The sequence below is a fragment of the Vibrio sp. 1580 genome (assembly GCF_033340055.1).
Genome location: NZ_JAWOVT010000695.1, coordinates 1 through 525, shown reverse-complemented (window position 1 = coordinate 525; position 525 = coordinate 1). Strand labels below are relative to the sequence as shown.

The following is a 525-nucleotide window of genomic DNA, read 5'->3' as shown; positions in this document are numbered from 1 at the left end:
TGAGAAATACGAGCTGACAATAGGCTAAGGTTCTTCGTTTTCGCTTCTTCGATCAATGTTTCAGCAGGGCTGCTAGTGCGAGTCGCAGAGAAACGGTTAGTATCAAGAACGTTTAAGTTTTTGTGTTCTTGACCTGTGATTTCACGTAGCGATTCGTAGCTGTTGATCAGGTCATTTTCTGCCAACACTTCATCCGCTAGTACTGCATCGTACTGAGCTTGTGCGTCGTGAACGTCAGTAATTGCCGACAAACCAACTTCAAAGCGTTGTTTTGTTTGTTCTAGTTGGCGACCAACGGCTGCTTTTTCTGCACGAACGAAGACTAGGTTGTCTTGAGCGCGCAATACTTCGAAGTACGCTTGAGATACGCGAAGGATCAAACCTTGTTGTGCTGCTGCGTAAGTAGCGTCTGCTTGGCGAGCGCTTTTTTCAGCAGTATCTAATGTGATCCAAGATGCGCGGTTGTAAAGTTCTTGCGAGAAGTTAACGCCAGCAGTTAGGGCATTTGAGTCGTTTGACACGTCA

At 46.3% G+C, this 525-nt stretch carries 1 pseudogene; it reads right to left on the bottom strand.

Annotated elements, in window-relative coordinates:
• Positions 1–525, bottom strand: a pseudogene (gene vpoC / locus R7093_RS27900) (efflux RND transporter outer membrane protein VpoC); the annotation flags it as partial.